Below are 19,164 nucleotides of genomic sequence, written 5' to 3'. Positions count from 1 at the left end.
GTGAATCCGCCCGCCGCCACCCGTGTGATGGGGCTTGCGATCATCGTGCTGAGCGGGCTGCAGATGATGGTGGTCCTCGACGGCACCGTCGCCAACCTGGCGCTCGCGCCGCTGCAAGCCGATCTCGGTCTCAGCGACAGCGGCCGCAACTGGGTGCTGACGTCCTACGCGCTGGCGTTCGGTGGCCTCATGCTCCTCGGCGGACGGCTCGGCGACGCGTTCGGCCGGAAGAAGATGTTCGTCGGCGGTGTCGCCCTGTTCACCGTCGCCTCGCTGCTGTGCGGTCTCGCGGTGGGCGAGTTCATGCTGATCGCCGCCCGGTTCCTGCAGGGTGTCGGCGCCGCGGTGGCGTCCCCGACGGCGCTGGCCCTGGTCGCGACCACGTTCGCGGCCGGACCTGCGCGTAACCAGGCCATCGCGATCTTCGCGGCCATGACGGGCATCGGATCGATCGCGGGCTTGATCATCGGCGGCGCGCTCACCGAGGTGTCGTGGCGACTGATCTTCCTCATCAACGTGCCCATCGGTGTCGTCATCGTGGGGTGCGCGTTCGTGGCATTGAAGGAGACCGCGGGCGAGCGCCTGGCCCTCGACGTTCCCGGGGCGGTTCTCGCCACGGTCGCGGCGACGGGCGTCGTATTCGCGCTGACCGAGGGTCCGGAACTCGGCTGGGGGAGTCCCTACGTGATCGGGGCGCTCGTCGCCGGACTGCTGCTGTTCTCCGCGTTCCTGTACGTCGAACGGACCGCCGACAACCCGCTGCTGCCGTTCTCCCTGTTCCGCGACAAGAATCGGGTGGCGACGCTCGTCGCGATCTTCTTCGCCGGTGCCGTCATGTTCACCGTCGCCGCCTTCGTCGCGTTGTTCGTCCAGGACATCCTCGGCTACAGCCCCCTCGAGGCGGGCCTCGCGTTCATCCCGTTCGCGTTCGGCCTCGGCGGCGCGGCCGCGGTGGCGTCCAAGCTCGCCGTGCGGATCCAGCCCCGGTGGCTCGTGGTCGCCGGTGCGGCGATCATGGTGGTCGGGCTGCTCTACGGCTCGACCCTCGACAGTTCCGCCACCTACCTCGGCAACCTGTTCGTGCCGGTCATCGGGATCGGATTCGGTGTCGGACTTGCCGTCGTCCCCCTCCCGCTGTGCGCCATCGCCGGAGTGTCGGAGACGGAGATCGGTCCGCTCGCCGCCATCGCCCAGGTGGCGCAAACCCTCGGCGGACCCCTCGCCCTGGCTGTCATCGGGGCGATGGCCACCTCACGCACGCTGTCCCTCGGCGGCATCTCCGGCAAGGTCGCCGACATGAATCCGACGCAACTCGAGGCGCTCGGCAACGGGTACACCTTCGCCCTCGTCGGCAGCGCAGGCTGCGCCCTCATCGCGGGACTGGCCGCGATGTTCATCCGCTTCACCCCGCAACAGGTCGCGCAGGCGCAGGCCGCCGAGAAGGCCGCGCAACAGGCGTGAACGCGGTCCGGTCCGGTTTCGGCCCGGTTGTCGGACGCCGTCGATAGCATCCGGTCATGGATTACAAAATCGAGCTGATCATCTTGCCGGTGTCCGACGTGGACCGGGCCAAGACGTTTTACGCCGACCAGGTCGGCTTCGTCGTCGACCACGACCACCGCGTGAACGAGAACGTGCGTTTCGTCCAGCTCACACCGCCCGGGTCGGCGTGCTCGATCGCCGTCGGTGAGGGCCTGGTCGACACCCCGCCCGGCTCGGTGCACGGGTTGCAGATCGTCATCGACGACGCCGATGCCGCCCACGCCGAGCTGTCGGCCCGCGGCGTTCCCGTCAGCGAGGTGCAGGACCTGGCGTGGGGGCGCTTCGTGTACTTCGCCGATCCCGACGGCAACGAGTGGGCGCTGCAGCAGCTTCCGCCACGCAGCTGACCCGGCGGCCGGTAGCAGAAATCCGCCTACCCGAGCGCGACGAGCGGAGCATGATGATCCTGTGGTCACGCCCTCCCGCCCGTCCGTCACGGGGGCAGCCGCGGTGGTCCTGCTCCTGGCTTCCTGCGTAGCCGGGGGTTCGGCTGCCGCCGCGCCTGCGCCCGACGCACCGGATCCTCGCGTCGGCCCGCTGTTCCTGGCCGGCACACCGCTCCACGTCTGCACCGGATCGGTTCTGGACAGCGCGGACGGCGACCTCGTGCTCACTGCCGCTCACTGCATCGCGGGGTCCGGGGGTGCGCTGTCGTTCGCACCCGGATTCGATCGTGGCGTGTCCCCGTTCGGACTGTGGACGGTGTCCCAGATCTACGTCGACCCCGCCTGGCTGGAGTCGCAGGACCCTCAGCACGACTACGCCGTTCTCCGGGTGGCCCCGAGCGGAACCACTGTGCCGGCGTCCGTCGAATCGGTGGTCGGTGGGGGATTCGAGTTGGCGTCCGCGCCCGAACCCGCGACAACCGTGGCCGTGACCGGCTATCCGACCCTCGGTGACGGTCCGGTGTCGTGCACCGCCGCGACCACATCGACGGACAGCTACCCCACGGTGGTCTGCGACGGGCTGGGCGAGGGAACGAGCGGCGGCCCGTGGATCACGGGTTCGCGGGTCGTCGCCCTCGTCGGCGGCCTCGACCACGGCGGGTGCACCGACTCGGTGTCCTATTCGCCGACGTTCGGTTCCGGAACGCTCGCCCTGCTCGACCGCGCGGAGCGCCGCGGTGCCGGCGACTCGACACCGTTCGCCCTCGCCGGCGCCTGCACCCGATCCTGACCGACCGTGTCAGCGTGGGGCAGGCCGGTACCGGCGGACGGGCCTGCCGGCGCCCCCGTATTCGAGCCGGACCTCCAGGAGACCCTCGGACAGGTAGTGCTCGAGGTAACGGCGCACGCTGACCCGGGACAGTCCGGCGAGTTCGGCGCATTCGGTCGACGACAGCTCGCCCTTCGACCGCACGATGTCGAGCACCAGGCGCCCGGTTTCGGCGCTGAGCCCCTTGGGGAGCCGGCTCGGTTCCGGATTCTTTCCCTTCCCCCCGAACAGGGAGTCGATCAGGGATTGGTCTGCGCCGGACTGTGATTCGAGGGCGCGGGCCCGGCGGCGAAAGTTCTCGAGTTTCTCCTGCAGCTGCGTGTAGTCGAACGGTTTGACCAGATAATCGGAGGCGCCGCCGTGTAGTGCGCGGCTGACGGTGTCGATCTCCCGGGCGGCGGTGATCATGATGACGCCGACCGCGTTGCCCTCCGCACGCAGTCGTTGCAGGACGTCGAGGCCGGACATGTCCGGCAGGTACACGTCGAGGAGCACGAGGTCGGGGTGTGCGGTGCGCACCGATTCGAGGGCCTCGGCGGCGGTACGCGCCACCCCGACGGTGGTGAACCCCGGTGTCTTGTCAACGAATCGGCGGTGGATCTCCGCGACCATGAAGTCGTCGTCGACGACCAGGACCTCATACATCGCCACGCCGTCCCGTCATGATCGGAGAGTCTAGCTACGCGGCACGTGGACGGTGAACAAGGCACCACCGGTGCCGGGTGCGTCCGAGACGGCCGCGGAGCCGCCGTGCTGGGAGCTGACGAGACGGACCAGGGCGAGCCCGATTCCGCGGCCACCGGGTGTGCCCGGCTTCGACGTGACACCGCGCGAGAAGATCTCCTCCCGCATCGTCTCGGGAACGCCGGGGCCGGAATCGGCGACCTCGATGAGAATGCCGTCGTCGTCGGTGATCCGGATCGAGATCCGCGCGTCCCGGCTGCCCTCGGACACGTCGACGGCGTTGTCGATGAGGTTGCCGAGGACGGTGATCACGTCGGTGGCGAGCTCGGGGTCGAGGGCGTGCAGGTGCGAGTCGGGTTCCAATGTCAGCGACACCCCGGTCTCGGCGGCGAGCGACGTCTTCGCGATCAGCAGTGCGGCGACGGCCGGATCCGAGATGCGTTGCGTGACAGCGTCGCTGATCTCCGCTCGACGGCGGGTGAGGGTGCCGACGAATTCGGTGACGGCGTCGTAGTCGCCGAGCTGCGTCAGACCCGAGATCGTGTGCAGCTGGTTGGCGAACTCGTGCGTCTGCGCGCGCAGGGTGTCGGTGACACTCTTGTGCGAAGACAGCTGGCTCTGCATGGACGCCAGTTCGGTGCTGTCGCGCATCGTGGTGACGGTGCCGATCTTGTGCCCCTGGCTGGTGGCTGCTCGCCGGCTCAGCGCGAGCATGCGCGACGACGTCGACAGCACCACGTCGCGGCCGTCCTCCCCGTTGAGGAGGTACTGCCGGACGGCGGGGTCGAGCGCGACGTCGTCGACGTGACGGCCGACGGCGTCGTCGGTGAGGTCGAGAAGTTCCTGGGCGCTGTCGTTGAGCACGGTGATCACCCCGTCGGGGTTCACCGCGACCACACCCTCGCGAATGCTGTGCAACAGGGCCTCGCGATGGTCGGCAAGGCTTGCGATCTCGGCGATTTCGAGTCCACGGGTGTGGGTCTTGATCCGGCGCGACAGCAGCCACGAGCCGAGAAGCCCGAGACCGGCACCGATTCCGAGATACAGGAGCAGGCGCGCCCCGGCGCTGCTGAGCAGATCCCAGACCGACGGGTAGTCGTCGCTGACCGAGACGACCGCGAGGACGTCCCCGGTGGCGGACAGGATCGGGACGTGTCCGACGATGGCGCGGCGTCCGTCGACGTCGACGTCGCCCGACCAAGCCCGCCCGGTCATCACATCGCTGGCGCCGAGTTCCGCGGGCACCCCGAGCCGCGTCGGATCGGACGACACGGTTACCGCCCCGCTCGGCGCGACGATCTCGGCGAGTGTGGCGCCCGACAGGTTGACGGCGCGATCGACCTCGGGCGCCAGCACGCGCTCGACCGAGCGGTCCGACAGCTGGTCGCGCACCACCGGCGTCGACGCCACGTTCTCGGCGACCGCGATCATGCGCTGCCCCTGGAGGTCACGGAACTCCACGGTCGACTGGTGCACCGACACGGCGGCCACCGCGAGCAGCACGACGCCGACGACGACGAGCTGGAGGAGCAGGACCTGGCCCGCGAGGCTACGCACGCGGGGATGAAGTGGTGACCACAATGAACTTAAGTTCCGTTTCGTTCGCATAGGTGACGTGCATCACCCCTGGGGTTCAGTATTGCGGAAGATCACATTCATGGCGAAATGAGGAACGATGTCGAGAACAGGTAGCGGGAGCAGGGTACGCGCGCTGCTCCTGCTCGCGCTCGTAGGCCTCCTCGTGGCCGGCTGCGGGGTCACCCGCGGCGAGGACGAGGGCCTGCACAGGGTGCGGATGATGGTTCCGAACAGTCCGGGCGGCGGCTACGACCTCACGGCGCGCACTGCGGTGAAGATCATGGAAGACGAGGGCATCACCGGCCGCGTCGAGGTCTTCAACGTGATCGGCGCAGGTGGAACGGTCGCGATGGCCAGGCTGATGAACGAGGCCGGCAACGACGATCTCATGATGATGATGGGCCTGGGCGTCGTCGGCGCCGGCTACACCAACGGATCCACCGCACGCGTGTCCGAGGCCACCGCGCTGGCCAAGGTGGTCGAGGAGCAGGAGGGCATCCTCGTGCCCGCGGATTCACCGTTGCAGACCATCGACGACTTCGTGGCCGCATGGCGCGCCGACCCGGCGTCGATCACCATCGGCGGCGGTTCCTCGCCCGGCGGGCCGGATCACCTGTTCCCGATGGAGACGGCGCGCGCGGTCGGAGTGGACCCGAACGCGGTGAACTACGTGTCCTACGACGGCGGTGGCGATCTGCTGACGGCGCTGCTCGGCCAGAAGATCACCGCGGGCACGTCGGGACTCGGCGAGTACGTCGACCAGATCGAGGCAGGCCAGGTCCGGGTCCTCGCGGTGTCGGGGAACGAGCGGGTCGAAGGTATCGACGCGCCGACACTTACGGAGGCCGGGGTGGACCTCACCTTCACCAACTGGCGGGGAATCCTGGCGCCGCCCGGACTGTCCGACGGTGCCAAGGCCGACATGGTCGAGGCGCTCGAAAAGTTGCACGACACACCGGAATGGAAGGAGGCCCTGGTGAAGAACGGTTGGAGTGACGCCTTCACGACGGGACCGGAGTTCGAGCAGTTCCTCCGGGACCAGGACGAGCGGGTCTCGTCCACCCTGGCCGAATTGGGGCTGGCATGACCGCGCCCGCCGAACCGTCCGCCGTTTCCGCGGACACGGCGCCGGCGCCGAAGCGGAGGGACTACGCACAGTTCATCGTCTGCGCGGTGATGGCCGTGATCGGGGTGTTCCTCATCGTCGACGCACTGTCGCTCAGCGACGGCTTCGCGAAGGTCGACCCGGTGGGTCCGCGACTGTTCCCGCTCGTCATCGGTGGGGGACTGCTGGTCTTCGCCGTGCTGCTCGCCGTCGCGATCACGAGGGGGTCCACCGGGGAAGCCGACGGCGGCGAAGACGTCGATCCGGAATCCCCGGGCGACTGGAAGACGGTGGGCCTGCTCGTCGGGTTGTTCGTGGTGACCATCGCACTCGTCGACTTCCTGGGCTGGGCGATCATCGGCACCATCCTGTTCGCCGGGGCCGCAACCATTCTGGGCAGCCGGCACTGGGTGCGGAACATCGCCATCGGGGCCGTGCTCGGATTCGGCAGCTTCTACGCGTTCTACGTCGGGCTCGGAATACCGCTGCCCGCAGGCATTCTGGACGGAATTCTCTGACATGGACAATCTGAACTGGCTGCTGCAGGGGTTCGAGCAAGCAGCCACCCCCATGAATCTGCTCTACGCGTGCATCGGCGTCCTTCTCGGCACGGCGGTCGGCGTCCTCCCGGGCATCGGACCAGCCATGACCGTGGCACTCCTGCTTCCCGTCACCTACAACGTCAGCCCGAGCGCAGCGTTCATCATGTTCGCCGGCATCTACTACGGCGGCATGTACGGCGGGTCGACGACGTCGATCCTGCTGAACACGCCGGGGGAGTCGTCGTCGGTGATCACGGCGATCGAGGGCAACAAGATGGCGAAAGCCGGCAGGGCCGCGCAGGCCCTGGCGACCGCCGCGATCGGGTCGTTCGTCGCCGGGTCGATCGGCACGATGCTCCTGGTGCTGTTCGCGCCCATGGTGTCGAGTTTCGCGGTCACCCTCGGAGCCCCGTCCTACCTCGCGATCATGCTGCTCGCCCTCGTGGCCGTCACGGCCGTCCTCGGAACCTCGAAGCTCCGCGGATGCATCTCCCTGCTGCTCGGTCTCGCGATCGGGTTGGTCGGCATCGACTTCCTCACCGGCCAGCCGCGTGCCACGTTCGGCATCCCGCAGCTGTCCGACGGGATCGACATCGTCGTCGTCGCGGTCGCCGTGTTCGCACTCGGTGAGGCCCTCTGGGTGGCCGCTCACCTCCGCCGCAAGCCGGCCGAGGTCATTCCCGTCGGCAGGCCGTGGATGGGCAAGAGCGACTGGAAGCGTTCGTGGAAGCCGTGGTTGCGGGGCACCGCCTACGGGTTCCCGTTCGGCGCACTTCCCGCAGGCGGCGCCGAACTGCCCACCTTCCTCTCCTACATCACCGAGAAGAAGCTGTCGAAGCACAAGGACGAATTCGGCAAGGGCGCCATCGAAGGTGTCGCCGGTCCCGAGGCCGCCAACAACGCGTCCGCGGCGGGCACACTCGTGCCGATGCTGTCGCTGGGCCTGCCGACCAACGCCACGGCCGCGGTCATGCTGACGGCATTCGTGTCGTACGGAATCCAGCCGGGACCGACGCTGTTCGAGAAGGAGCCGCTGCTGATCTGGACGCTGATCGCGAGCCTGTTCATCGGCAACTTCCTGCTCCTGGTGCTCAACCTTCCGCTCGCACCGTTGTGGGCGAAGCTGCTCCGCACGCCGCGCCCCTACCTCTACGCGGGCATCCTGTTCTTCGCCGCGCTGGGCGCGTTCGCCGTCAACCTCCAGTGGCTCGACCTCGCACTGCTGCTGACGTTCGGGCTGATGGGTCTGATGATGCGGAGGTTCGGGCTGCCGGTGCTGCCGTTGATCATCGGCGTCATCCTCGGACCGCGCATCGAACGGCAACTGCGGCAGAGCCTGCAGCTCGGTGGGGGTGACTGGGGCAGCTTGTTCACCGAGCCCGTCGCGATCATCGTCTATATCGTGATCGCAGTGCTCCTCATCGCACCCCTCGTCGCCAAGGTCGTCCGCGCCCACTACCCCGTCGCGGCACCCGATTTCCCCGACGGACCGGCCGGTGGCGACTCCACCGACACCAGAGAGAAGGCACACGCATGATCGTCGTCGGATACACCCCTGACCAGTTCGGAGGGGCGGCCCTCGAACACGGCGTCGCGGAGGCGCAGCTGCGCGGTACGTCGCTGCTCGTGATCAACACGTCGAAGGGCGATTCCCTCGCCGACCAGTCGTTCGCCGACAACGCCCACCTGGAGGAACTCGAAGGCAAGCTGGCCGCGAGCGGGGTCGACCACGAGGTCCGGCAGATCGTGGGAGACGAGACCGTCGACGTGATTCTCGAGGCCATGACGGCGCCCAGCGCGGAACTGCTCGTAATCGGCATCCGCGACCGCACCCCGGTCGGGAAGCTCCTGATGGGCAGCACCGCCCAGCGCCTGCTGCTGTCCTGCCGCAAACCGGTCCTGGCAGTCAAGCCCGAATGAAGCCCCTGTGAGTACTTATCAACCGCCGGCGGTTGATAAGTACTCACAGGTCAGTCGGTGAGGATGATCAGCTCGCGGTCCGACGCCACCTCGACGCGCAGGCCCGCCTTCGACGCCACCCGCGCCACCCCGCGCACGTCCTGGGGTTCGGCGCGGGAGACGGTGAGCGCACGCGCCAGCAGACCCTTGTGGTGTTTGTTGAAATGACTGACGACGGTGCGGGTGCCGTCCGGCTTCTCGGTGAGGACGGTGGCGATCACGGCCTCGGGGATCGGTCCGAGTTGCTGGTACGTCCCCGACCGCAGGTCGACGACGAGGCCGTCCGCTTCCGCGGCGATCGCCCGGCTCAGTTCCGGTTTCCACAACGCGCGGAGAGTGCCCAGCCCCGGGAGCTTCGATCCGCCCGACAATCGGTAGGCGGGGATCAGGTCACCCGCGCGCACCGCACCGAACAGCGCGGACCCCATTGCCAGCCGCGACAGCGCCTTGGACTTCTGCGCCTTGGTGAACGACTTCGCGTCGAGCGCGTCGAACAGCACACCGGTGTAGCGCTCGAGTGCGGGCCGGGTGGGGGAGACCCATAGTTTGGCGTTGCGCTCGATCTCGTCGGCCTGGGTGGGGCCGAGGCCGAGCGCGAGCTGCGACGCCTCCCCGTCTGCCGCCAGCGCGACCAGCGCCTGGACCAGCACTTCGCGGGTTTCGGTGAGCTGCGGCATCGACAGCTCGGCCAGGTCGAGGGGCGCGTCGGCGCCGCCGTCGGACTTGGTTTCGGAGGGAGGAAGTAGCACCAGCACGCACGAAACCCTACCGACGCGCCCCTCCCCGTCCCAGCCGACTATTCTGGTATCCCGTGATTACCCGCCTGTCCCACCTGTTCCTCCGCACTCTGCGCGACGACCCCGCCGACGCCGAGGTCCCCAGCCACAAGCTGCTGGTCCGCGCCGGTTATGTGCGTCGCATCGCGCCCGGCGTCTACTCGTGGTTGCCGCTGGGTCTGCGCGTGCTGCGTGAGGTCGAGCGGGTGGTGCGGGAAGAGATGAACGGCATCGGTGCCCAGGAGATCTCCCTGCCCGCGCTCCTGCCGCGCGAACCGTACGAGGCGTCCAACCGCTGGACCGAGTACGGCGACGGACTGTTCCGGCTGAAGGACCGCAAGGGCGGCGACTACCTGCTCGGCCCCACCCACGAGGAACTGTTCGCGCTCACCGTCAAGGGCGAGTACAACTCGTACAAGGATTTCCCGGTCACCCTGTACCAGGTGCAGACCAAGTACCGCGACGAGGAGCGCCCGCGGGCAGGCATTCTCCGCGGCCGCGAGTTCGTCATGAAGGACTCGTACTCCTTCGACCTCACCGACGAAGGACTCACCGAGTCGTACCGGGCGCATCGCGACGCCTACGAGCGGATCTTCAGCCGGCTCGGCGTCAAGTACGTGATCGTGTCGGCGACGTCCGGTGCGATGGGCGGCAGCGCATCGGAGGAGTTCCTCGCGGAGAGCGAGATCGGTGAGGACACCTACGTCCGCTGCCTCGAGTCGGGTTATGCCGCCAACGTCGAGGCGGTGAAGACGCTGGCTCCCGAGCCGGTGCCGTTCGACGGACTGCCCGCCGCGAAGGTGTACGACACCCCGGACACCCCCACGATCGCGACGCTCGTCGAGTGGGCCAACGGCGCCGACCTGGGCAGGACCGTCACCGCCGCGGACACGCTGAAGAACATCCTCGTCAAGACCCGGCAGCCCGGTGGCAAGTGGGAACTGCTCGGCATCGGCGTTCCCGGCGACCGCGAGGTGGACGACAAGCGTCTCGGCGCCTCCCTCGAGCCCGCGGAGTTCGAACTGCTCACCGAGGCCGACTTCGCGGCCAACCCCTTCCTGATCAAGGGATACGTCGGACCGAAGGCGCTGCAGGCCAACGGAGTTCGCTACCTCGTCGACCCCCGAATCGTGGACGGCACCAGCTGGATCACCGGAGCCGACGAGAAGGGCAAGCACGTGGTGGGGCTCGTCGCGGGCCGCGACTTCACCCCGGACGGCACCCTCGAGGCCGCCGAGGTCCGCGACGGCGACCCGTCCCCCGACGGCGCCGGTGCGCTCGTCGCGGCGCGGGGCATCGAGATCGGTCACGTCTTCCAGCTCGGCCGCAAGTACACCGACGTGTTCTCCGTGGACGTGCTCGGCGAGAACGGCAAGCCCGTCCGCCCGACCATGGGCTCCTACGGCGTGGGCGTCTCCCGCCTCGTCGCCGTGATCGCGGAACAGCACCACGACGAGAAGGGCCTCCGCTGGCCGGCCGAGGTGTCGCCCGCCGACGTGCACGTGGTGATCGCCAACAAGGACGAGACCGCCCGGGAAGGCGCCGAGGGACTCGCCGCCGAACTCGACAAGGCCGGTCTCGAGGTGATCCTCGACGATCGCAAGGCGTCGCCCGGCGTGAAGTTCAAGGACTCCGAACTGCTCGGTGTCCCGCTCGTCGTGGTCGTCGGCCGCGGCTGGGGCGAGGGCAAGGTGGAGGTCCGCGACCGCTTCACCGGCGAGAGCCGCGAGGTTGCCGCCGAGTCCGCGCTGAGCGAGATCGTCGAGACCGTCAGGGGCTGATCAAACCGCCCCACGCCTTTCGTCCGGACTGTTAGCTTGGCCTGACACGTCCGGACGAAAGGCCTGCTGTGACGAATTCCCTGCTGTTCGATCCGACCTCCTACGATCCCGAGCATTTCGATCCGGAGACGCGCAGACTGCTGCGGGCGCTGATCGAGTGGTTCGAGTCGCGGGGCAAGAAGCGGTTGCTCGAGGACGATCTCGAGGCCGTGTGGCCCGACGACTTCCTGGAGTTCGTGAAACGGGAGAAGCTGTTCGCGAAGTTCCTCACCCCCGCCGACCTGGCTGGCGGCGATCCGGACAAGCGCTGGGATGCCGCACGCAACGCCGCCCTCAGTGAGATATTCGGTTTCTACGGTCTCGCGTACTGGTACGCGTGGCAGGTGACCATCCTGGGTCTCGGCCCCATCTGGATGAGCGGGAACCGCGCCGCGAAGGAACGGGCAGCGACGCTCCTCGACGACGGCGGGGTGCTGGCGTTCGGTCTGTCGGAGAAAGAGCACGGCGCGGACGTCTACTCGACGGACATGCTGCTGACCCCCGCCGACAACGACCCGGATCTGGCGTTCACCGCGAGCGGCGACAAGTACTACATCGGCAACGGCAACGTCGCGGGCATGGTGTCGGTGTTCGGCAGGCGCACCGATGTGGAGGGCAGCGACGGGTACGTCTTCTTCGTCGCGGACAGCCGCCACCCGGCCTACCACCTGCAGGGCAATGTGGTGCACGGCCAGATGTACGTCAGCACGTTCCGGCTCGAGGACTACCCGGTGCGGGAAGAGGACATTCTCCACACGGGGGTTGCCGCGTTCGAGGCGGCGCTCAACACGGTCAACGTCGGCAAGTTCAACCTGTGCACAGGATCCATCGGGATCTCCGAGCACGCGTTCTACGAGTCGATCACGCACGCGCACAACAGGATTCTGTACGGCAACCCCGTCACCGACTTCGCGCACGTGCGCGGAAACTTCGTCGACGCCTACAGCCGGCTGATCGCGATGAAGCTGTTCAGCGCACGCTCGGTCGACTACTTCCGCAGCGCGAGTCTCGACGACCGCCGGTACCTGCTGTTCAACCCGATGACGAAGGCGAAGGTCACCTCCGAAGGGGAGAAGGTGATCGCGCTGCTGCACGACGTGATCGCGGCGAAGGGCTACGAGAAGAACACCTACTTCCGCGAGGCCGCCCAGCTGATCGGCACTCTGCCGAAGCTCGAGGGCACCGTGCACGTCAACGTCGGCCTGATCCTCAAGTTCATGCCGAACTACCTGCTCAACCCGGCGGAGTACCCGGTGATCGGCACCCGGCTCGACGCCGCCGACGATGCGTTCTTCTGGGCCCAGGGCCCGACCCGCGGTGCCGGCAAGATTCAGTTCCACGACTGGACGAAGACCTACGAGGCGCACTCGGACGTCCCCAACGTCGCTCGCTTCCACGAGCAGGCGACCGCGCTGAGGGAACTGCTCACCACCGCCCCGCCCGACGCGGCCCAGCAGAAGGATCTCGACTTCCTGCTCGACCTCGGGCACTTGTTCTCGCTCGTGGTCTACGGGCACCTGATTCTCGAGCAGGCCGCGATCACCGGCGTCGACCGCGATCTGATCGACCAGATCTTCGATTTCCAGATCCGCGATTTCTCCGGTTATGCCGTTGCGCTGCACGGAAAATCGTCTGCCACCGAGGCGCAGCAGAAGTGGGCGCTCGGCGCGATACGCCGCCCGGTGGTCGACGCGGAGCGGTTCTCGCGGGTGTGGGCGCAGGTGGAGAACTACGACGGCGCCTACGAAATGCGGCCGTAGACACGGCTCTACGGGGGTGGGGTGGCGTCATCCCTCGGGGTGCCGGTTGCGCCCCCTGGGGTACCTGGTCGGGTGGGTCCGATCGGCGCATTCTTATGTGGCAAGCAAAACCCCACCCCCACAGAAAGATCCACACATGACACACACCCTCAAGCGCACCCTTTCCGCTCTCGCCATCGCGGGCTTCGCCCTCACTGTCGGAGCAGGAATCGCCTCGGCCGACCCCGCTGGTGGAGCCGGCGGTGCCGGGGCTCCGGGTAGTTCGCAGGGCGGCGCCGGCGGCGCAGGCGGTAGCGCCAACGGCGGCTCCGCAAATGGCAACGTCGACAACTCCGGCGGCGTCATCATCGGTGGCGCAGCGGTCGGAGACGGTGCAACGGTCAACACGAACGTCGGCAACGGCGGCAACGCCAACGGCGGCAACGCCAACGGCGGCAACGGTGGAAACGGTGGTCCTGCCACCGGTGGTGCGGGTGGCGCCGGCGGCGCGGGCGCCGGGGACAGCACCGAAAACTGCTCGTTCATCTTCTGCATCTGACCGCGTCGTGACTGCGCGATCTTCCTGAAGTTCGAGGGGCCGCCACCCGCGGGTGCCGCCCCTCGGCGTCAGTACTGCCCACCCCGCCTCCCCGGCACCACACACTGTGAAAGGTTCTTTCATGTCGATGTCCTTCGACTTTCCCACTGCTCTGACGCGCACGGGTGCCACCGTCGCCGCCGCATTCTTCGTCCTCGCCGCAGGCGCCGGCATCGCGTCGGCGGCACCCGACGCCCCCGCCGACGACCCGTCCGTGAGCAACCTCGCGCCCGGACAGAACCCTCAGGGCGGCACCGTGACGATCGGCGGAGCGGCTGTCGGCACCGTGATCGCGATCGACGGCATCAACGCCGGTCCGGACGGAGCGAGCGTCGGCGGCTACGACTTCGGCGGCGGCCAGGGGCAACCCTGGGGGTGACGGGATTCGCACCCCAGGGTGCCTGGTCGCGCCGGTCCGTGCACCGCATTCTGAAGTGGCAGTAGAGAATACCCTCCAGTCGCGAGCGGCCCCGACCGGTCGGTACGTCGCGGCGAGGACCCCGGAACCGGACCTCACAACGCGAAGATTCCAGGGTCCTCCCGAACTGGCACTCTCGGGTGTCGAGTGCTAAATTGGCGATGCACAGTGAATCTGGCTGCCCGTCGGGGTGGCGGGCGCCTCGAGTGATGCAGGAGGTGTGTTGCTGTGCTTCGCTTCGATCCTTTCAATGACCTCGAATCCATGACCAAGAGTCTCCTCGGCACGGAATCCGGAACCGCGCGGGTACCACGATTCATGCCGATGGATCTGTACAAGGTCGACGACCACTACGTCCTGCACGCCGACCTGCCGGGCGTCGATCCCGGTTCCGTCGACGTCAGTGTCGACAACGGCACGCTCACCTTGACGGCTCATCGCAGCGCGCCGTCCGAGGAGAACGTGCAATGGATCGCCTCCGAGCGGTTCAGCGGAACGTTCCGGCGCCAGCTGTCGCTCGGCGACGGCGTCGACCCCGACCGCATTTCGGCGTCCTACGAGAACGGTGTCCTGAGCGTGACAATCCCGCTCGCCGAACGGGCGAAGCCGCGGCGGATCGAGGTCTCCAGCCTCGGAACCGGTGAGCATCGCACGATCGAGGCGGGTCCCGCGAGCGAGACGACCTGACGCTGCGGCGGGAACATCTGCTGTGCGGAAGCCCCCTCGCCGAGGGGGCTTCGGCGTGCCCGCGTCCACCCACCCCAGGGGTGGAAAGCACAACACCTCCGGGTGCACCGGCCACCACTGGGGGTCCTGGTCGGGTCGGACCGTGCGCGGCACAGTAGAGGACAAGCAAGAACGTAACGCTTTACCAGCCGCGAGCGAAGAAACCGAGGAGGCCATCATGACGAACACCCCGGTTGCACACGAGCACGAGGGCCGTCGCCTCACGGTTCGGACCGACGACGGGATCGCGCTGGCGGTTCGCGAGTTCGGTTCGCCCGACGCAGCCACCACCGTGGTGTTCGTTCACGGTCACTGCCTGCGCACCGAATCCTGGTGGGCACTGCGTGAACAGCTGGTTCGTTTCTGGCGCAACGATGTTCGTATGGTCTTCTACGATCACCGCGGACACGGAGAGTCGGGGGAGGCGCCGGCCGCCACCTACACGATCGATCAGCTCGGCCGCGACCTCGGCTCCGTGCTCGACGCCGTCGCACCGCATGGTCCGGTCGTCCTCATCGGGCACTCGATGGGCGGGATGACCGCGCTGTCGTACACGCGGCAGAACCCGCACACGATCGGTTCGCGGATCGTCGGCATGGCCCTGATCTCCACTGCGGCGTTCGATCTCGCCGAGGCCGGTCTCGGTCGTCACCTGCGTAGCCCCGCGGTGTCGCTGTTCCGCACCGCGGTGCGCCGGGCACCCCGGGTCGTGCACGGATCGAAGCGAGTGGGACGCACCGTCTGCACGGCGATTGCCCGCGCGGCGAGCGCCCGCAATCGGGCCGTCGATCCGAGGCTTGCCGCTCTGGTCTCGGCCATGGTCAACACGACGTCCGTCGTCACCATGTCGAGTTTCCTCGAATCCCTGCTCGGGTTCGACGAGCGGCACTCCCTGGCCGCACTCGCTCACATTCCGTCGCTGATCCTGTGCGGCTCGGTGGACATGCTCACCCCGTTCCAGCATTCGGTCGCCATGGCCTCGAAGCTCCCCGCTTCGGAACTCGTGAGCGTCGACGGAGCCGGGCACTCGGTAATCCTCGAGCGCGCCGCCGACGTCGCCCTCGCGATCATCGGCCTCGTCGAGCGCGTCGCGCACGGTGAGACCGCCGCTTTCGACCGCGAACTGATGGCCGTCGGCTGATCAGAGATCGCGCTCGTTGATGATGCCGCTGCGCATGGCCCGCTCGGCCAGGCTGACCCGCTTCTGATTCTGCGGGAGATCGCCGACGCCGAATTTCGCGAACAACGCCCGGAGGTGAGTCTTGATCGCGTCGACGCTGAGGAACAGTTCCTGGGCGATCTGCTGATTCGACGCGGGATTCGCGAATGCGGCGCCGTGCTTGTACGGCCGGCACAGCGCCGTGAGGACCGCGCGCTGGGTGTCGGTGAGGGACCGGACCTCGGGCATGTCGGTTCCCATCCGGGTGGCCTCGTCGAGAGAACCGCCGAATTCCAGGTACCGGATCTTCGTCCCGCCGATGCGGATGCTGTCGCCCTGGCGGAGCCGTCGGCGCCCCGCCAGCCGTTCGCCGTTGACGAACGTGCCGTTGCGGGAGAGCCCGTCGTCGAGGATGGTCCAGTGCGAGCCGACGCATTCGAGGACGGCATGGAGCCGCGAGACCTCGTCGTCCTCGGTGAGGAGCAGATCGGAACCGGGCGACCGTCCGATCGTGACGCGCGCGGAAGCGGGGGAGAGGTCCACGGTGTGGTGGTGACCCTCCCGGTCGGAATAGCTCAGTCGAGACTCAACGGCTCGGTCCACGGCGACGCCCCTTCCGCACGCTTCCATCGTGCCCCGCCGTGTGTCCGATGAGCAAGATCAAGAGCGGAAATCGCCGATCTCGGATGCGTTCTCGGAGCCCGCGGCGTCCAGGGCGTTGCCGAACGCGCACACGGCGAGCTCCTCGAGCGCCGGATCCTGCCCGGCGTGCTCGGGTACCTGCATGGCGAGCAGGGTGTTGAGCAGCATTCCGTTGGCGATGAAGGTGCGGGCCTGTTCGGGGCAGCACCCGGTGCGCGTTCGGATCTGCGTGTAGAGCCGGGACATCCAGTTGCGGGCCAGCGCGCCGATCTCCGGGTTCGCGCCGGACGTGAAGCCGTGCATCATCACGAGCAGGAGGTCACGGTCCTCGAGCAGTTCGGTGTACGCGATGCCCATCGGGAGCCACGACTCGTCGTTCTCCGGGTCTGCGGCGACATCGTCGAAGTACGGCTCGAAGGTGTCCATGATCCGACGCATCGCGCGGTCGAAGACGTCGGCGAACAGCCGGGACTTCGAACCGAACATGCGCACCACGTAGGGCTGGGACACCCCGGCCTCGCGTGCGACGGCGTCGGTGCTGGTGCCGTGATAGCCGTCCCTGGCGAACGCGCGGGAGGCTGCGGCCAGTACGAGTTCGCGACGTTCGGTCGCGCTCATGCGGGTCTGTTTCACGGGCGATGCCATGTTGACATGTTATCAGTCGATTACTAGTCTTCGAAATAAGTAATCATCTGATGCTTACAACTTCTTCTTCCCGTGCTCACGACCCGGATGCGAGGACCCGTCATGACGACACTCTCCGAACGCCTGGAACACGAATCGGCGGCGCCTCCCCCCGGGTGGGGCCGCGGCCGGCGGGTGCCGGTATGGCTGGCGATCGTCGCCGCCTCGATACCGATGTTCATGGCCACACTCGACAATCTGGTGATGACCAGCGCCCTCCCGGTGATCCAGCGCGACCTCGGCGCGTCGGTGGGGCAGTTGCAGTGGTTCATGAACGCCTACACGCTCGCCTTCGCGACGTTGATGCTGACGCTGTCCGCGCTGGGCGACCGCCTCGGCCGTCGCCGTGTATTTCTGTGGGGCATAGTGCTCTTCGCGCTGGCGTCGATCGCGTCGGCCCTGTCGACCACCTCCGAGATGCTGATCGCCGCGCGCGCCGTCCAGGGCGTCGGCGCGGCAGCGATCATGCCGCTCTCCCTCACCCTCCTCGCCGGTGCCGTGCCGCTCGCCAAACGCGCGCTCGCCATCGGGATCTGGGGCGGCGTCTCCGGACTGGGCGTTGCCCTCGGCCCCGTGGTCGGCGGCGCCGTCGTCGACGGGGTGTCCTGGCAAGCCGTGTTCTGGATCAACGTCCCCGTCGCAGCGGTCGCGATCCCGTTGGCGCTCTATGCGCTCGGCGAGTCGAAGGGAAAGCGGCAGCCGCTGGATCCGCTCGGCGTCGTCCTGGCCGGAGCCGCCGTGTTCCTCGGAGTCTGGGGCATCGTGCACGGCAACGACGACGGCTGGACCAGCGCCACGGTGCTCGGTGCTCTCGTCGCATCGGCGGTGCTGCTCGCGGCGTTCGTGGTGCGCGAGTTGCGCACCCCCTTCCCCGTGATGCCGCTGCGGCTGTTCCGGTCCCGGCAGTTCTCCCTGGCCAACGTGATCGGGCTGACGTTCACGCTGGGAATGATGGGCGCCGTCTTCCTCCTGTCGCAGTACCTCCAGATCGTCATGGGGTACTCGCCGTTCGAAGCCGGCCTGCGGACCTTGCCGTGGACGGCCGCACCCATGCTGGTGGCGCCGATCGCAGGCCTGCTCGCGCCGCGGCTGGGAGTCCGGACCCTCCTCGTCACCGGACTGGTCCTGCAGGGGTTGTCGCTGCTCTGGATGGCGTCGCTCATCGTCCCCGGCGCCACGTACGGCAGCATGATTCCGGCGTTCGTGATGGCGGGCGCAGGGATGGGTTTGACGTTCGCCCCCAACGCGACCGCCGTCCTCGCCGACATGCCCGACGCCGACCACGGCACGGCCAGTTCGACCAACGCAACGCTCCGTGAGATCGGCGTCGCGCTGGGGATCGCGCTCCTGACCGCGGTGTTCCTCGGTGCGGGCGGCAGTCTGACGCCGACGGGATACATCGACGCCCTCGCGCCCGCCCTGTACGTGGGAGCCGGATTCGTGGCGGTCGCGGTCGTCGCCGCCGCCCTCATGCCGGGACGATCGAAGGCGGTCCTGGCGTCGACGTGACCCTGCCGGAATGCGGGCGGGCCCGGACCGTGAGGTCCGGGCCCGCATCAGTTCCAGGGCAGGGAGGAACGCATTCGGAGAGTTCGCCGGGAACGGCGTGCTCGCCGCACCTGCGCGACCTGGCGGGTGTCCCACGCCGGAAATCCGACGTCACCGCCCCGACGAGCTTGGTCACGCCCATACTCGACCGCGAGTACCAGGGCGGTTTGTTCGCCGAAGCCGATCAGCGACTCGGTGAGCCGAATCGGCCGATCGGCCGAAGGGCTTCGTCACCGCTAGACCCGCGACACGGGTGCATTCGACCACACCGTCCAGGTCACCGATCCGTGCGGTGGGCGCGATCGACGGGCTGTCCTCGCCGAAACCCGCAGTGACGACAACAGCGCGTGGACGTTGCCGATCGCGTCGCGGCTCGCGAACTTGATCGTGGACAGCTCTTCCTGGGACCTTTCGGGTCTGCTGTCCCAC

The 19,164-nt window shown here is 68.0% G+C and carries 19 protein-coding genes; 14 read left to right on the top strand and 5 right to left on the bottom strand.

Annotated elements, in window-relative coordinates:
• Window positions 1-27: 27 nt before the first annotated feature.
• From GO592_RS16500 to GO592_RS16490, 3 genes are all read left to right on the top strand, one after another.
• A complete protein-coding gene (locus GO592_RS16500; RefSeq protein WP_050998602.1) occupies window positions 28-1,461 on the top strand; it encodes an MFS transporter in 1,434 nt (477 codons plus the stop codon).
• A 56-nt stretch (window positions 1,462-1,517) separates the two neighbouring features.
• A complete protein-coding gene (locus tag GO592_RS16495) occupies window positions 1,518-1,889 on the top strand; it encodes a glyoxalase superfamily protein (protein ID WP_005259260.1) in 372 nt (123 codons plus the stop codon).
• Window positions 1,890-1,950: 61 nt separating this feature from the next.
• Window positions 1,951-2,718, top strand: coding sequence for a trypsin-like serine peptidase (locus tag GO592_RS16490; protein WP_007296929.1), 768 nt, complete (start codon window positions 1,951-1,953; stop codon window positions 2,716-2,718).
• Window positions 2,719-2,727: 9 nt separating this feature from the next.
• Here the strand turns inward: GO592_RS16490 and GO592_RS16485 are convergent, their stop codons facing one another.
• Together GO592_RS16485 and GO592_RS16480 are read right to left on the bottom strand one after the other, a co-directional pair.
• Window positions 2,728-3,402: a response regulator gene (locus GO592_RS16485; RefSeq protein WP_007296930.1), complete on the bottom strand. Its 675-nt coding sequence runs from the start codon at window positions 3,400-3,402 to the stop codon at window positions 2,728-2,730.
• Between the two features lie 30 nt (window positions 3,403-3,432).
• On the bottom strand, window positions 3,433-5,049 hold the full coding sequence (locus tag GO592_RS16480; RefSeq protein WP_050998595.1) for a sensor histidine kinase: 1,617 nt from the start codon (window positions 5,047-5,049) through the stop codon (window positions 3,433-3,435).
• 67 nt (window positions 5,050-5,116) lie between these two features.
• Here GO592_RS16480 and GO592_RS16475 point away from each other — a divergent pair, with 67 nt between their 5' ends.
• Genes GO592_RS16475 through GO592_RS16460 form a run of 4 tightly spaced genes read left to right on the top strand, consistent with a single transcriptional unit; the run spans window position 5,117 to window position 8,586 of the window.
• Window positions 5,117-6,106 (top strand): Bug family tripartite tricarboxylate transporter substrate binding protein, encoded by a 990-nt coding sequence (locus GO592_RS16475; RefSeq protein WP_007296932.1) that lies wholly within the window; start codon window positions 5,117-5,119, stop codon window positions 6,104-6,106.
• A complete protein-coding gene (locus GO592_RS16470; protein WP_007296933.1) occupies window positions 6,103-6,642 on the top strand; it encodes a tripartite tricarboxylate transporter TctB family protein in 540 nt (179 codons plus the stop codon). The genes GO592_RS16475 and GO592_RS16470 overlap by 4 nt, the downstream gene beginning before the upstream one ends.
• Window position 6,643: 1 nt before the next feature.
• The gene (locus tag GO592_RS16465; RefSeq protein ID WP_005240632.1) at window positions 6,644-8,203 is read left to right on the top strand and encodes a tripartite tricarboxylate transporter permease; all 1,560 of its coding nucleotides are present in this window, start codon (window positions 6,644-6,646) and stop codon (window positions 8,201-8,203) included.
• Window positions 8,200-8,586 carry a universal stress protein gene (locus GO592_RS16460; protein ID WP_005240634.1) on the top strand — a complete coding sequence of 129 codons (387 nt, stop codon included), beginning with the start codon at window positions 8,200-8,202 and terminating at the stop codon, window positions 8,584-8,586. Before GO592_RS16465 ends, GO592_RS16460 begins: the two co-directional genes overlap by 4 nt.
• Window positions 8,587-8,636: 50 nt before the next feature.
• Here the strand turns inward: GO592_RS16460 and yaaA are convergent, their stop codons facing one another.
• Window positions 8,637-9,380 carry a peroxide stress protein YaaA gene (yaaA, locus tag GO592_RS16455; protein ID WP_005565339.1) on the bottom strand — a complete coding sequence of 248 codons (744 nt, stop codon included), beginning with the start codon at window positions 9,378-9,380 and terminating at the stop codon, window positions 8,637-8,639.
• Window positions 9,381-9,436: 56 nt separating this feature from the next.
• Here yaaA and GO592_RS16450 point away from each other — a divergent pair, with 56 nt between their 5' ends.
• From GO592_RS16450 to GO592_RS16425, 6 genes are all read left to right on the top strand, one after another.
• Window positions 9,437-11,182 (top strand): proline--tRNA ligase, encoded by a 1,746-nt coding sequence (locus tag GO592_RS16450; protein WP_007296934.1) that lies wholly within the window; start codon window positions 9,437-9,439, stop codon window positions 11,180-11,182.
• Window positions 11,183-11,250: 68 nt separating this feature from the next.
• Window positions 11,251-12,981 carry an acyl-CoA dehydrogenase family protein gene (locus tag GO592_RS16445; RefSeq protein WP_007296935.1) on the top strand — a complete coding sequence of 577 codons (1,731 nt, stop codon included), beginning with the start codon at window positions 11,251-11,253 and terminating at the stop codon, window positions 12,979-12,981.
• A gap of 136 nt (window positions 12,982-13,117) precedes the next feature.
• Window positions 13,118-13,519: a hypothetical protein gene (locus GO592_RS16440; RefSeq protein ID WP_007296936.1), complete on the top strand. Its 402-nt coding sequence runs from the start codon at window positions 13,118-13,120 to the stop codon at window positions 13,517-13,519.
• A gap of 121 nt (window positions 13,520-13,640) precedes the next feature.
• Window positions 13,641-13,937: a hypothetical protein gene (locus tag GO592_RS16435; protein ID WP_007296937.1), complete on the top strand. Its 297-nt coding sequence runs from the start codon at window positions 13,641-13,643 to the stop codon at window positions 13,935-13,937.
• Window positions 13,938-14,204: 267 nt separating this feature from the next.
• The gene (locus GO592_RS16430) at window positions 14,205-14,663 is read left to right on the top strand and encodes an Hsp20/alpha crystallin family protein (protein ID WP_005261399.1); all 459 of its coding nucleotides are present in this window, start codon (window positions 14,205-14,207) and stop codon (window positions 14,661-14,663) included.
• A gap of 217 nt (window positions 14,664-14,880) precedes the next feature.
• Window positions 14,881-15,843: an alpha/beta fold hydrolase gene (locus GO592_RS16425; RefSeq protein ID WP_007296938.1), complete on the top strand. Its 963-nt coding sequence runs from the start codon at window positions 14,881-14,883 to the stop codon at window positions 15,841-15,843.
• Here the strand turns inward: GO592_RS16425 and GO592_RS16420 are convergent, their stop codons facing one another.
• Together GO592_RS16420 and GO592_RS16415 are read right to left on the bottom strand one after the other, a co-directional pair.
• Window positions 15,844-16,491: an FHA domain-containing protein gene (locus tag GO592_RS16420; RefSeq protein WP_043943784.1), complete on the bottom strand. Its 648-nt coding sequence runs from the start codon at window positions 16,489-16,491 to the stop codon at window positions 15,844-15,846. It abuts the gene before it with no gap.
• A 30-nt stretch (window positions 16,492-16,521) separates the two neighbouring features.
• Window positions 16,522-17,148, bottom strand: a complete 627-nt coding sequence (locus tag GO592_RS16415) for a TetR/AcrR family transcriptional regulator (protein WP_007296939.1) — start codon at window positions 17,146-17,148, stop codon at window positions 16,522-16,524.
• 102 nt (window positions 17,149-17,250) lie between these two features.
• On the opposite strand from GO592_RS16415, the gene GO592_RS16410 reads away from it, so the two are divergent.
• Window positions 17,251-18,696: a DHA2 family efflux MFS transporter permease subunit gene (locus tag GO592_RS16410; RefSeq protein WP_007296940.1), complete on the top strand. Its 1,446-nt coding sequence runs from the start codon at window positions 17,251-17,253 to the stop codon at window positions 18,694-18,696.
• Window positions 18,697-19,164: the final 468 nt, after the last annotated feature.

Source organism: Rhodococcus sp. 21391 (assembly GCF_016772255.1).
Classification (GTDB): Bacteria; Actinomycetota; Actinomycetes; order Mycobacteriales; family Mycobacteriaceae; genus Rhodococcus_F; species Rhodococcus_F opacus.
This window is presented reverse-complemented; position numbering and strand designations above follow the sequence as displayed.